Consider the following 14,152-nt stretch of genomic DNA (forward strand, 5'->3'; position numbering starts at 1 on the left):
GTGTGAGCAGCGCAGTGTCGATACCGCTTGCGTCCGCGCGCGGGCGCTGGATCGTCGCTGCCACGGTGCTGGGCTCGTCGCTCGCGATGCTCGACGCAACCGTCGTCAATGTCGCACTGCCCGCGATCGGCCGTGATCTCGGATCCGGAGTGGCCGGATTGCAGTGGACGGTCAGTGGTTACACGTTGTCGCTCGCGTCGCTGATCCTGCTCGGCGGATCGCTCGGTGATCGGCTCGGCCGCCGCAGAGTGTTCGTCTGGGGCACCGTCTGGTTCGCGCTCGCCTCCATCCTGTGTGGGCTCGCACCCAGCATCGAAGTGCTCGTCGCCGCGCGTGTACTGCAGGGTGTCGGTGCGGCGCTGCTGACGCCGGGCAGCCTCGCGTTGATCTCCGCGTCCATCGACTCCGACGATCGCGGCGCGGCCGTCGGCGCGTGGTCCGGACTCGATGGGGTGGCGTCGGCGATCGGGCCGTTGCTGGGCGGCTGGCTCGTCGAGGTCGCGGGATGGCGATCGGTGTTCCTGCTCAACATCCCGCTGGCGATCGCCGTCGTGTGGGTCGCCGTGAAACATGTTCCGGAGAGCCGAGATCGGAACGCCGAGGGCCGTCTCGATCTCCTCGGGGCCGCGGTGGTGGCCGTCGCGCTCGGGCTGCTGACGTACGGGTTCATCGCATCGGAGTGGATCGTCGTCGGGTTCGGTGTCGTGGGGGTCGCCGCATTCTTCGTCGTCGAGGCCAGATCGCGGAACCCTCTCGTGCCGCCGTCGCTCTTCTCGTCGCGCGTGTTCCTGGCCGCAAATCTCGTGACGCTCGCCGTCTACGCGGCGCTCGGCGGTGTCTTCTTCCTGCTCGTGCTGCAACTTCAGTTGGCACTGGGTTACTCGCCCATCGCGGCAGGCGTCGCGACACTGCCGATCACCGTCCTGATGTTGTTGCTGTCGGCGAGGACCGGACGCATCGCGCAGCGGATCGGCCCGCGCATCCCGATGACCGTCGGTCCGCTCGTCGCCGCCGCGGGACTTCTGCTGATGCTACGAATCTCGCCCGGTGCGTCGTACGTCCTCGACGTCCTTCCTGCCGTCGTCGTGTTCGGTCTCGGCCTGTCCTTGCTCGTCGCGCCGCTGACCGGGGCAGTGCTGGGCGCGGTCTCGACCGACCGTGCCGGTATCGCGTCCGGCGTCAACAACGCCGTCGCCCGGACGAGCCAGCTGCTGGCCGTTGCGGCGCTCCCCGGTCTCGCGGGGATATCGGGTGTCGACGACGACAATCCGGCACTGTTCTCGAACGGATTCCACACCGCGATGGTCATCAGCGCGGTCCTGCTCGTCGTCGGTGCCGCGATTGCAGCCGTCATGATCCGCGGCGAACGCAGGTCGGATCCCGAGTCCATGGAATGCCACGCGCGGTGCGATATGTCGTCACCGGCCGTGAGCCCGTCGGAACACCGTTAGGGTCGCGGGAGTGGAGCCTGCAGGAACGACCCAATGTGACGGGAGTGGAGCCTGCAGGAACGACCCAATAGTGTCAACAGTGGATACAGCCCATCCGCGATAGGTCAGGAGAGTCATGTCGACCGAGAACGAGTCACCGGACGTCAAGCCGCGCAGCCGCGATGTCACCGACGGCCTCGAGAAGACCGCGGCCCGCGGCATGTTGCGTGCCGTCGGAATGGGCGACGACGACTGGACCAAGTCGCAGATCGGCGTCGCCTCGTCGTGGAACGAGATCACCCCGTGCAATCTGTCGCTGGAACGACTCGCGAAAGCAGTCAAGGAGGGCGTGCACGCGGCGGGTGGGTATCCGCTGGAATTCGGCACGATCTCGGTGTCCGACGGCATTTCGATGGGCCACGAGGGCATGCATTTCTCCCTTGTCTCACGTGAGGTGATCGCTGACAGCGTCGAGACCGTCATGAGCGCCGAACGGCTCGACGGTTCGGTTCTACTCGCCGGGTGTGACAAGTCGCTGCCCGGAATGCTGATGGCCGCAGCCCGTTTGGACCTCGCGAGCGTGTTCCTGTACGCGGGATCCACGCTGCCCGGTTTCGCGACCCTGTCCGACGGCAGCGAGCACCAGGTGACGATCATCGACGCCTTCGAAGCCGTCGGTGCTTGCTCGCGCGGCCTGATGTCCCGCGCCGACGTCGACACGATCGAACGCGCCATCTGCCCCGGCGAGGGCGCATGCGGCGGCATGTACACCGCCAACACGATGGCCAGCGCGGCCGAAGCGCTCGGAATGTCGTTGCCCGGCAGTGCATCTCCTCCTGCACCCGATCGTCGACGTGACCAGTTCGCGCACGCGAGCGGCGAGGCCGTCGTCGAACTGCTCCGACGCGGCATCACGGCGCGAGACATTTTGACGAAGGAAGCATTCGAGAACGCCATCGCGGTCGTCATGGCGTTCGGCGGGTCGACCAACGCGGTGCTGCACCTGCTCGCGATCGCTCACGAGGCGGAGGTCGAACTGAGCCTCGACGACTTCACCCGCGTCGGCTCCCGTGTCCCGCACCTCGCGGACGTCAAACCGTTCGGCAAGCACGTCATGACCGACGTCGACGCCATCGGCGGAGTGCCTGTCGTCATGAAGGCGCTGCTCGACGCGGGGCTGATGCACGGTGATTGCCTGACCGTCACCGGAAAGACCGTCGCGGAGAACCTCGCTCACATCGCGCCGCCGGACCCGGACGGAAAGGTGTTGCGCGCCATGAACGAACCTATCCATCCGACCGGCGGCATCACCATCTTGAAGGGTTCGCTCGCCCCCGGCGGAGCCGTCGTCAAGTCGGCCGGATTCGACTCCGACGTGTTCACCGGCACCGCACGGGTTTTCGAGCGCGAACGCGCCGCGATGGACGCGCTCGCCGACGGCACCATCTCCGCGGGCGATGTCGTGGTCATCCGCTACGAAGGCCCCAAGGGCGGCCCCGGTATGCGCGAGATGCTCGCCATCACCGGCGCGATCAAGGGAGCCGGACTGGGCAAGGACGTTCTGCTTCTCACCGACGGCCGATTCTCCGGCGGAACGACGGGACTGTGCGTCGGGCATGTGGCGCCGGAAGCCGTCGACGCCGGGCCTATCGCGTTCGTTCGCGACGGTGACCGCATCCGCCTCGACGTTGCCGAGGGAACCCTCGACGTGCTCGTCGACGACGCGGAACTCGAAGCGCGCAAACAGGGTTGGGCTCCGCTTCCTCCGCGCTACACGCGAGGAGTGTTGGCGAAGTACTCCAAGCTCGTGGGCTCGGCGTCGAACGGGGCTGTGCTGATCTAGCGGGCTCCCGCTCGTCGGCATCGGCTCCCGCTCGTCGGCATCGATGGACCGCGGCAACTGTCTAACGGTTACCGCGTGCCATCGATGCCGGAAGCGGTTCTGCATCGATGGACCGCGGCAACTGTCTAACGGCTATCGCGTGCCATCGATGCCGGAAAGGGAACTACAGCGGCATCGCCCACATCGAGCTCGACCGCTCCTGGATCTCGGTGTCGTGACGGTGCCGAGAGTCGGCGTACTGGTAGATGTTCAGCTGCCCAGGCCTGCTGACGGGTCTCGGCGCCCGACGCATGACGGGGAGTTCGGCGAGGTCGAGTGCCGCGTCGAGCTCCTCCTCCGCGAGTTCGCGCCTCCTGCGGGCGATGTCGGCAAGCGCCAGCTGGTGGATAGTGACGCGGTCGCTGTGGTCGGCGAGCCGCGCCTCTGTCTTCTCCGCCGCTTCGAGCTCGAACACCTTCGCCGCGAGCTGGTAGATGCTCGGGCGTGAGAGTTCGTCGTCGACAAGCGATTCCGCCACGGACGGGCTCGGTGCCGACGGTTGCCCCAGCATCTCCTCCAACTCGGCGATCTCGTGAGCGACTCCCTCGTCGACGATCGGCGTCACCGTCACGACCCGACGCTTCCGCGGCGCCGGTAGAAGGATTGCCACCAGCACTGCGCCGACTCCGAACACCACCGTCGCGATCACCGATGTGTGGCTGACGGCGGCAGCATAGGCCTCGACCGCGGTGTCCTCCAGCGAATCTGCGTAACCGGTAAGAAATGGGTTGTCCCGCAACATATCTGCGACGATGACGGCACCGGCCACCGAATCGCTTGACACCTCGACCGCCTGGGCCGCCTGTGCCGTCGGCTCACCGCTCGGCGTGCGGCCAGGAAAGTCCGCGAGGAAATCGACGACGCCATCGCGGTAGGTCGTCGCCAGAACCGAACCGAGGATCGCGATTCCGAGCGAACCCCCGAGTTCCAGTGCCGTGTCGTTGAGTCCGCCCGCAACGCCGAGCTTACCGTCGGGAAACTGCGCCATGATCGCGTCCGTGCACGGGGACACGCTGAGCCCGATCGCGAGGCCGAGAATCGTCAGCGCCGGGAGGAAGTCGACATACGTTGCGTCGGAACGTAGTCCGATCATCGTGCAGACGGCGACAGTGCCGAGCACCATCCCTGCCGTCACGGTGTACTTCATGCCGAGCCGGGGCGTCAGCAACCGGGTGATACCGGATCCCACGAACACCGCGAGGGCAAGCGGGAGCAGGTGAATTCCCGTCGACACGGGCCCGAAGCCGAGTACGAACTGAAGATGTTGTGCGACATAGTAGATCGCGCCGAAGGTGACGAGAAAGAACAGCAGGACCGCGAGGACGGAGCCGGAGAGCACGCGGGAGCGAAACGCGCGGACATCGAGCAGCGGGTTTGGGTGTCGCAGTTCCCACGCGACGAACGCCGCCGCTCCGAGAACGCCGATCACGGCGAAATAGACCGGCCCGACGCTCCATCCGAAGTGCAATCCCTCGATGATCGAGTAGACGGTCGCCGACACGGTGAGCACCGACAGGACACCGCCGAGCCAGTCGATCCGACCGGTGTCCGCGGCACGTGACGGCGGAACGACGAGGACGGCCGCGATGATCGCGAAGACCGTGATCGGCACGTTGAGCAGGAAACTCGAACCCCACCAATAGCTTTCGAGGAGCCATCCGGCGAGCAACGGACCCATCGCGATCGCCAATCCCGACGTCGCCGCCCAGATGGTCACGGCCGTCGCCCGCTCGTGCTTCGGGAACGTGGCCACCAGAAGCGACAGCGTGGCAGGCATGACCACGGCGGCAGCGACGCCCATGACGATGCGGGCGAGTACGACACCTGCCGTCGCCTCCGTCAATGCGCCCGCGAGCGATCCGGCGGTGAACATCATCAACCCGATGAGCAGTGCGCCGCGTCGGCTGTACCGATCTCCGATCACACCGAACAGCAGCATCAGTGCCGCGTACGGGACGGTGTATCCGTCGATGACCCACTGGAGGTCCGCACTGCTGAGGTCGAGATCCACCGTCATCGCCGGAGCCGCGACGAGGAGGGACGTGTTCGCCATGACGACGACCAGCAGGCTCAGGCACAACACGCCCAGCGCTGCCCACCGTCCGGCGTACGGCTTCTCCATCTCGTGGACAGGCGTCATCGCAAGCAAAGTCATGTCTTCCCCCCAGAAGCACCGAAAGCCCAGAAGCACCGAAAGCTCAGAGGCACGAAGCCTATGGAGGGCGCGTCGACGCGTGCAAATCGGTGTGGTGGCCATTACAGTGGGCGGTTACATCTCACTGCCGCAGCGGATTTCACGCCCCGTTCTTGTCACCGATCACAAACAACGACACTTAACCACCAACGACACCGCCCCACCCACGACAACCGCCCACCAACGACGAAGGGGCCGCCGCGTTGGAGTACCAACACGACGGCCCCTTCGGCCGAAAGACCCGCTACGGGATCGGGACGAATCCGGCTCCCACTGCGTTGCCTGCGTTGATCTGGCGCAGGATCGCATCGATGTTGGTACCGACCTGCGGGCCGAAGCACGCAACACCCAGGTATGCGTTGACCATTCCGACGAGCGTGGTGCCGACGACGACCGGGCTACCCGAGTCACCTTCGACGACGCACAGCTGCGACCAGGTTTCCTGCGACTGCAGGATGTCGCCGTAGGCGATACCGCACGTGTTACCGGTGGTGCGGCCTTCCTTGCACACGATGTTCGGGAACAGCGCGGGCGGACCGACCTGTGTGATGGTCACGTTGCCGACGTGGTTGGTCGGGATGACCTTCGAACGGTCGAACTCGATGACCGCGAAGTCGTACTCCGGGTTGGAGAAGGCGATGCGTCCGACGACTCCTGCGCTCGGGTCGTACTCGGGGACGATGGTCGCGCCTGCGTTGCCGCAGTGACCTGCCGTGAGGCCGACGAGACGACCCGACGAATCATTGCCGATGGTCGTCAGAGTGCACTCTGCGGCGCTGTCGACGATGATCCCGGATCCACCTCCGAGGACCGCCGGGGCTGCAGCAGATGCGGTCCCGACGCCGACGCTTGCCGCGACGGCTGCGGCGGCCACGGCGACGAGCATGAACTTCTTCAACATGAATTCCCTCTCCAGCGGTGTCCGCAGAACCCTAGCAATAACTGCGACCTCGGGACGACCATGTCGGTCAACGTTCTCGTCACGACTAGGGCATCGGTGTCCGTCTCGTTATCCGGCGCGGAGCAGCGATTCGTCCGGTTCGTTCGGTTCGGCGCCTTCTACTGTGTGCCGCTTTCGAGGGCTGCGAGCATCGACTGCGCTTCCTCCAGCTGACGACTCAGCTCGGCCACTCGCTGCGCAGCTTCCTCCCTGGCATGGGAAATGACGGCCTCGACGGCCTGGACAGCGCTGTCGTCACCCAGCTCCCGAACGGCGCGCGAGACCGACTCGGGCGACACCGGCTGCGCCTTGCCCGGCCTGCGCGCTCCATGCGTGACCGTCACGGACCAGTCGTTGTCGGCGCCTGCATGAATGGTGACGCTGACGCTGTCCGGTCCCTTCTTCCCCTTCCGCGCGGACTGCGCGGCGGGTTTGGGTGACGCGGCGGGCTTGGAGACCTCGGCCGGCTTCGGCGTGGCCGGCTTCGGCGCCGCCGGCTTCGCTGCAGGCTTGGGTTTGGGTTCGGTCGCGGGCTCGATCCATTCGGCGATCTCGGGCTTCGGCGCTGCGGGCGCAGCAGGCTTGGGAGCACCGCCGGGTGGGTTGCGCGTCATGCGGAGTTCGTCGGCCTCGAACGGAAGTTCGTCGTTGACACCCTTGGGACTGATCGTGACGGTGTTGCCCGCGATCGACACCACGCGTGCCGACGTACCTTCCGGCAGCCCGAGACTCGGCGTCGCCTCGATGAGATACACCGTCGCCCGCTTGCCTGCGGCGAGCGCATTCGCCAGCGTTTCGAGGTTCTCGGGCGTCAGGGACTCGTTCGCGGTCGAACGTCTACGCGGTGGCATCGGGCGAACCTCTCTCGAAAGTGTTTGCGAATACTGTCCCATACTCGCCGCACGTCGGCATCAACGACGAACCTCCTTCGTGTGGGCCGCGTCACGCGTAACCTGACGGCGTACCTGTTTACGGGGTGCTGAACGGGAGGGATTTCGATGTATCACGTCGATGCCGGCGCGCAGAGCAAAACGTACGAGGGCCAGCCGGTCTATCTTCTCGACGCGGCATCGACCCTCGAGGTCCAGGCTTTGAATCAGTGGATCGATTCGACCACTCCGGACGGCGAGACGCGGCCGCCGTCGATAGTTCTGTTCGGAGAGAGCGCACATCAGATCGTCGAGACGGTTCGCACCGTCGGCGACGATCCTCTTCTCGTTCCGTTGCGCGTCACGCTCACGGAGAAGAAGCGCAACGGGCTGCTGCGTCGAATGTTCGCGCCGCGCGGCAACTCCAAGCCCACGCGGGTGTGGCAACGCTGGGTGCAGGGCGACGACCCCGACCGTTCCGAGGTGCTGATCGGTGCTCCGGCAACACTCACCGAACTCGAGACTCGCTTCGATCGCACCGGCGGCAAGTCGCTGTCGTCGTTCATCTGCAGGCAGGCCACGCTGGCACTCGACAAGGCCGAACGCGACGTCATCGGCTCCGAGTACAAGATTCCTCGGTTCGTCGTCGAGGACATGACGGAACAGAAGAAGTTTCACGACGGCATCGCGGAACTCGCCGCCGAGGTCGGCGAAAGCGTCGCCGACGTCAACCGTCGAGTGCACGAGATCCTGCACGAGATGGTGGCCACGGAAACCCGTCGAGCCGTCGAGATGTGGGGAACGCTCGGGGCCTACTTCTCCCGCGCGTACCGCGTCGACGTCGACCGCACCGACCTGGCGAAGGTCCGCGAACTCAACAAGAACTATCCGTTGGTGTTTCTGCCGAACCACCGCTCGTACCTCGACCCCCTCGTGTTGCGTCCGGCGTTGCTGACCGAAGGCCTTCCCCTCAACCACGTGATGGGCGGCATCAACGTCGGCTTCTGGCCGCTCGGACCCATCGCCAAACGCAGCGGCGTCGTACTCATCCAGCGCAAGTTCTCCGACGAGATCTACAAGTGGACACTGCGGCAGTACATGAGCTTCCTGCTCGGCAAACGTTTCAACCTCGAGTGGTACATCGAAGGCGGACGCAGCCGCACGGGCAAACTGCGACCACCGCGGTTCGGTCTGCTGACCTATCTGGTCGACGCGCTCGAGAGCAGCGACGCCGAGGACGTCTATCTCGTCCCGACGTCCATCACGTACGACCGCCTGCACGAGGTCGGCGCGATGGCCGCCGAATCGCACGGGGCACAGAAGCAGGCCGAGGGCATCCGCATGTTGATCGGGTACATCCGCGCGCAGGGCAAGCTGCGCGGCAACGTGTATCTGACGTTCGCCGAACCCATCTCGGTGCGATCGATCCTCGCCGAGAACGACGACAAACGCGTCGCGGTCCAGAAGATCGCGCTGACGGTCGCCCACGCCATCAACGACACGACTCCGGTGACGCCCGCTGCGCTCGTCACGATGGCGCTGCTGGGCATCGAGGATCGTGCGCTCAACGTGCACGAGATGTGGGCGATCATCTCGCCGCTCGCACGCTACATGCAGAAACGAGGCCTCCCGACGGCTGGAGGCGTCGACATCAGCGAGGTCGACGTCGTGCGTAGTGCCGTCGTCGCCCAGGTCAACGCGGGCGTCGTGAAGCGTTTCGACGACGGACCCGAACCGGTCTTCTACCTGGCGCAGGACAAGCATCTCGTCGCCGCGTTCTTCCGCAACAACGCGATTCACTACTTCGTCATGCGTGCCATCGGCGAACTCGTCGTGCTTCCCGACCGAGATCAGACCGAGGCGTCGACGCCGGAATCGATGTGGAAGGCTGCGCTCGAACTGCGGGATCTGCTGAAGTTCGAGTTCTTCTTCGGCGACAAGAAGGACTTCGGGCAGCGACTGGAGGCGGAGGTCGCGCTGATCGATCCCGACTGGCGAGACAATCTCGCCGATCCGGAGTATGCGGCGCGCCAGATCGAGATGCAGGATCTACACCTCGCGCACCGCGTGCTGCAGCCCATTCTCGAGGCGTACCAGGTCGTCGCCGACCAACTCCTGCTCCTCCCGGTGGACGCCGAACTCGACAAGCCGTCGTTCATTGCGCAGTGCCTCGGTGCCGCTCAGGCCAGGCGACTGCGACAGCAACTCGATCACAGCGAGGCCATCTCGGGCGAATTGTTCGACACCGCACTGCAATTGGCCGACAACCGTAAGCTCGTCGACCCCGGCGGGGAGAACCTTGCGCAGCGTCGACGAGATTTCGCACGCGAGATCAACGAGTGGGCACGCAAGGCACGCGTCATCCGCGACATGGCGCACCGCATGCTCGACGACGTCGACCCGCTGAACGTTCCGGGCCCGATGGCCGACGACACGGTGTCCGACGAGAGTGGGGACGAGGTTCGATGATCGATCTGGCCGAGCAACTACGCGCCATCGCCGACGCACCTACCGGACCCGACACCGCTGCGTTCTTCGATCTCGACGGCACCTTGATCAACGGGTTCTCCGCGAAAGCGGTGTTTCTCGAACGACTCAAGACGCTCGACGTCACCGTGCACGAACTGTGGGAGATCTCGAGTGCCGTCGTCGAGATGCGGATGAAGAGCTCGCCCGTCGACAATCTGATGGGCAAGGCCGTCAGGGGATTGGAAGGCCGTCGCGAAGCAGACCTGATGGAACAGGCATACGCGTTGTTCCGCAACGACATCGCGCCGATGATCTACCCCGAGGCTCGCATTCTCGTCGAGGCTCATCGGCGTGCAGGCCATCGCGTGGTGATGGCGACGTCGGCGACGCCGTACCAGGCGATCCCGGTCCAGGAAGACCTCATGGTCGACGAACTCCTCTGCACCACACCGGTCGTCGTCGACGGCGTTCTGACGGGCGAGCTCGTCGGCAGTTCGCTGTGGGGTCCGCGCAAGGCACAGGCGGTGGCCGACTACGCCGCGGGGGAGGGCCTCGACCTCGCCGGATGCTTCGGCTATTCCAACGGTGGCGAGGACATTCCGTTCCTGTCCGAGGTCGGCCTGCCCGTCGCGCTCAATCCTGACGACGAGATGACGCGGCACGCCACGCGGGTCGGTTGGCCGATCCTCCGGCTCCAGAACCCGAAGCGGGGAACCGACCTCGTGTCGGCAGTGCGCAGCACGGCCGCGCTCGGATCGGTGCTCGCGAGCGCAGGTCTCGGCCTCGGACTTGGCCTGCTGACGCGCAGCAGACGCACCGGCGCCAACATCACCTCCACGATCGCCCCGGACATAGCCCTGACGATCGCGGGCATCAAGCTCGACGTCACCGGCACCGAGAACGCGTGGTCGGCCCGACCGGCGGTGTTCATGTTCAACCACCAGAGCACCGCGGACTCCGTCATCGTGGCGTCGATCCTTCGCAAGGACATCACCGCCGTCGCCAAACGCGAACTGGGGCATGACATCCGGTTCGCGTTGCTGGGCGCGATGTTCGACGTCGCCTACATCGATCGCGGCGATCCCGCGCAGGCACGGAAAGCGATGAAACCCGCCATCGAGAAGCTGCACTCCGGTATCTCCGTCGCCATCGCTCCCGAGGGAACACGGATGCCGACGTCTCGTCTCGGCCGCTTCAAGAAAGGCGGATTCCACCTCGCGATGCAGGCGCGCGTTCCCATCGTCCCGATCGTCATCCACAACGCAGGTGACGTCATGTGGAAGAAGGACTTCACCGCCCATTCGGGTACGGTCAGAGTAACCGTCGGGGAACCCATCTCCACCGAGGACTGGGTCCCCGAGAAGATCGACAGCTATATCGACGACGTCCGATCCTTCTTCGACAGAACGTTGGGACATGCCTGACAGTGACATCAGTTTCGTAGTACAGCGGGAGATCGAGAAGACTCTCCTCGGGGGAACACCGAAATACACTCGAATGGACATCGTCGAGAAGTCGGGAATTCCCCTCGAGCGCGTCGTCCAATTGTGGACGGCCATGGGATTTCCCTTGCACACCGATCCCGAGGCAGTGGTCTACACCGACGCCGATCTCGACGCCCTCCGCCTGCTGACCGGATTAACCGAGCAGAACGTCATCGAACCCGACATGGAAGTCGCTATCGCGCGCACGCTCGGGCAGGCCATGTCGCGCTTGACGGAGTGGCAGGTCGGTGTCGTCAACAGCCATATCCACGACCGGTCGACCGAAGGCGCCGACATCGACGCAGTGCGCAAGAACGCCAGAGAGGTTGCCGCACAAACCGTCCCGACGCTGGAAGCGTTGCAGTCCTACACGTGGCGACGCCACCTCGCGGCGACGGCGGGCCGGTCCATCGCGGATCCGGGCGAGGAAACGACCAGTCGCACCGTGGCCGTCGGGTTCGCGGACATGGTCGGGTACACGAGCTTGACGCGCCGCATCGGGGTCGACGAACTGACCGAGCTGCTCGAGGAATTCGAGTCGATCGCCTCCAACATCATTGCGCGCGGACGTGGTTCGATCATCAAGAACGTCGGCGACGAGGTGATGTTCAGCGCGCAGACCGCCGAGGACGCCGCGCACATCGCGCTCGACCTGCAGGACGCCTACGAGGCGAAAGAGGACATGCCGGAGTTGCGCGTCGGGCTCGCCTGGGGGCCCGTCCTCGCCCGCTACGGCGACCTGTACGGCTCCACGGTCAACATCGCTGCGCGACTGACCAGTTCGGCACACCCCGGCACCGTCCTCGTGGACACGACGATGGCCGAGATTCTTCAGGAAGACGCCGAATTCTACGTCAAGTCGCTTCGATCGCTACGTGTGCGCGGATTCCACAAGCTCAAGCCTCATGCGTTGCGCCGCAACAAGAAGGACCGGTAGAAGTCGAGGTGCTTCTGCGCCGCAGCGTCCCAAGTGAGACTCCGGGCGAGTAACCGCCCAGCCTGCGAGTCACGCGGCCCATCCAGTACTGCTGCGAGCTGATCGGCCATCGACTTCGGTTCCGACGCATACGTGACCGCGTCGCCGAACACCTCGCGCAACACCGGCAGATCCCGTGCGACGACGGGAATCCCGGCTGCGAGCGCTTCCATCGCGGCGAGTCCGAACCCCTCCTTCGTCGAGAAGAACGGCAGCACCGACGCCTGTGCGACGAGGTGCGGTAGTTCGTCGTCGTCGACGGTTCCGAGGATGATGGGCTCGATGCCTAACTGCGCTGCGTACGAGTCGAATCGACGACGGTAGTCGCGGTAGTCGAACAGCGTCTCCCCGCCGGCGAAGACGAGAGACAGGTCGGGACGATTCAGGCGGGCGAACGCGTCGAGCAGGTCGATCGATCCCTTGCGCGGCTCGATACCGCCGACCGCGAGCACGTAACGGCCGAGCTTCTGCTGCCACTCGGTGCCGCCCGACGCCGCCGCTGCTTCGAACCGCCCCGCGTCGACACCGTTCGGGATGACCGTCGGCTCGACGCCCCACCCCCGGTGGACCTCCTCGGCCACCGCTGCCGAGACACAGATGCGGGCGTACGGTTCGACGACGGCACGTTCGTGGCATGCCGCCAGCGCGGGCGTCGTGAACGTGTCGAGGTGGTGAATGGTCCGGATGCACGGCCCGACGGCGTTGGCAGAGATACAGTCCTGCGCGTGCACGATGTCGTAATCGGAGTTCGAGAACGCCTGTCCCAGAACATCGATCGACCGCAGAATACGGTCACCGACGGACTCGTCGTCTCGCGCCTCGAACGGAACCATCCTGATCGAGACCGACGGGTCGACCCGCCGGAAGAACGCGTTGTCGCCGCCGCGTCCGAGGGACCAGACCGTCACGTCGACACCGGTGCGCGCCAACGCTTCCGCAAGGTGCAACGTGTGCACCACGCCTCCGCGGGGTTTCGACGAGTACGTGAGCAGTGCTAATCGGGTCATTCCGCAGGCTCCACTCCCAGGGCTATTCGGGTCATTCCGCAGGCTCCACTCCCAGGGCAACTCTCATGTCGACGCGCCCCCGTACGCATCCACCCGGCGCTCCTTCAGGTGATGCAGCACCCGACGGGCACGATCGACCTCGGCGTCGACGTCGATGTCGCACACCGCAAGTCCGCCCTTGGACCATGTCTTCGCGAGGACGTCACCACCCGGGCCGACGATCTTCGCCTGCCCCAGGAACCGCAACGACCCCATCACACCCGTCTGGTTCGACGACACCAGCACGACCTGGTTCTCGGCCGCGCGGGCCGCGTCGTACAGGTCGAAGAGGCGGGACTGGCGGTCGTTCGGCAGACTCGACGCCCGGTCGGTCACGCTCGCCGGCCACGCGGACAACGCTGCGATGATGCGAGCACCGTCCAATGCAAGTGCCCGAGCGGATTCCGGAAACGTCTTGTCGTAGTCGATGAGCATGCCCATGCGACCGACAGGGGTGTCGAAGGCCTCGAAGCGATCGCCCGCCGCATACGCCAGCGACTCACCCACGGGCTGATGGACCTTGCGGTGACTGCCGAGCACACCGTCACCCGTCAGACACGCAGCAGCGTTGTAGCGCAACCCGTTCGACAGTTCGGTGTATCCGATGCAAACCGTGAGGTCACCGGCCGCTGCCATGATCGCCCCGATCTCCGGGCCGTCGATGTCGAGCGTCGGCGGAAGCTCGGACACGTCCGGGTTGCGCAGGCTGTCGATGTATCCACCGAGAGAGGCGTCGGGCAGCACGAGCAGGTCGATTCCGTCGCGCTTCGCGCTCTCGACGATCGTCGTGATCTTCGAGACCGCGCGAGGCACATCGCGACCGAAATGTGCTGCCAGAGCGCCTATCCTGATGGACGTCACC

Annotated in this window: 10 protein-coding genes; 5 read left to right on the plus strand and 5 right to left on the minus strand. The window is 65.4% G+C overall.

All coding sequences use genetic code 11. The features are described 5' to 3' along the window. The first annotated feature begins 2 nt into the window (after positions 1-2). Positions 3-1,451: an MFS transporter gene (locus tag A3K89_RS14805; protein WP_068427290.1), complete on the plus strand. Its 1,449-nt coding sequence runs from the start codon at positions 3-5 to the stop codon at positions 1,449-1,451. A 115-nt stretch (positions 1,452-1,566) separates the two neighbouring features. Further along, a complete protein-coding gene (gene ilvD / locus A3K89_RS14810; RefSeq protein WP_068427291.1) occupies positions 1,567-3,273 on the plus strand; it encodes a dihydroxy-acid dehydratase in 1,707 nt (568 codons plus the stop codon). Positions 3,274-3,436: 163 nt separating this feature from the next. Here ilvD and A3K89_RS14815 read toward each other — a convergent pair whose 3' ends face one another. The 3 genes from A3K89_RS14815 to A3K89_RS14825 form a co-directional block, all read right to left on the minus strand. Further along, the gene (locus A3K89_RS14815; RefSeq protein ID WP_084423811.1) at positions 3,437-5,467 is read right to left on the minus strand and encodes an MFS transporter; all 2,031 of its coding nucleotides are present in this window, start codon (positions 5,465-5,467) and stop codon (positions 3,437-3,439) included. Between the two features lie 283 nt (positions 5,468-5,750). Then, the gene (locus tag A3K89_RS14820; RefSeq protein WP_068427293.1) at positions 5,751-6,407 is read right to left on the minus strand and encodes a peptidase S1 family protein; all 657 of its coding nucleotides are present in this window, start codon (positions 6,405-6,407) and stop codon (positions 5,751-5,753) included. A gap of 158 nt (positions 6,408-6,565) precedes the next feature. Continuing rightward, positions 6,566-7,297 (minus strand): DUF6319 family protein, encoded by a 732-nt coding sequence (locus tag A3K89_RS14825; RefSeq protein WP_068427295.1) that lies wholly within the window; start codon positions 7,295-7,297, stop codon positions 6,566-6,568. A gap of 147 nt (positions 7,298-7,444) precedes the next feature. Between A3K89_RS14825 and A3K89_RS14830 the strand changes: the two genes are divergently transcribed. Genes A3K89_RS14830 through A3K89_RS14840 form a run of 3 tightly spaced genes read left to right on the plus strand, consistent with a single transcriptional unit; the run spans position 7,445 to position 12,205 of the window. Beyond that, positions 7,445-9,784, plus strand: a complete 2,340-nt coding sequence (locus tag A3K89_RS14830; RefSeq protein ID WP_068427297.1) for a glycerol-3-phosphate 1-O-acyltransferase — start codon at positions 7,445-7,447, stop codon at positions 9,782-9,784. After that, positions 9,781-11,208: an HAD-IB family hydrolase gene (locus tag A3K89_RS14835; RefSeq protein WP_068427298.1), complete on the plus strand. Its 1,428-nt coding sequence runs from the start codon at positions 9,781-9,783 to the stop codon at positions 11,206-11,208. The genes A3K89_RS14830 and A3K89_RS14835 overlap by 4 nt, the downstream gene beginning before the upstream one ends. Beyond that, positions 11,201-12,205, plus strand: coding sequence for an adenylate/guanylate cyclase domain-containing protein (locus A3K89_RS14840; protein ID WP_068427299.1), 1,005 nt, complete (start codon positions 11,201-11,203; stop codon positions 12,203-12,205). Before A3K89_RS14835 ends, A3K89_RS14840 begins: the two co-directional genes overlap by 8 nt. Here A3K89_RS14840 and A3K89_RS14845 read toward each other — a convergent pair. Further along, positions 12,172-13,251, minus strand: a complete 1,080-nt coding sequence (locus A3K89_RS14845; RefSeq protein WP_068427302.1) for an MSMEG_0565 family glycosyltransferase — start codon at positions 13,249-13,251, stop codon at positions 12,172-12,174. The genes A3K89_RS14840 and A3K89_RS14845 overlap by 34 nt on opposite strands. Before the next feature lie 63 nt (positions 13,252-13,314). Further along, complete coding sequence (locus A3K89_RS14850) at positions 13,315-14,151, minus strand: carbon-nitrogen hydrolase family protein (RefSeq protein ID WP_068427304.1); 837 nt, start codon at positions 14,149-14,151, stop codon at positions 13,315-13,317. Position 14,152 lies beyond the last annotated feature (1 nt).

Origin of the sequence: Rhodococcoides kyotonense (genome assembly GCF_001645385.1) — a bacterium.
GTDB lineage: Bacteria > Actinomycetota > Actinomycetes > Mycobacteriales > Mycobacteriaceae > Rhodococcoides > Rhodococcoides kyotonensis_B.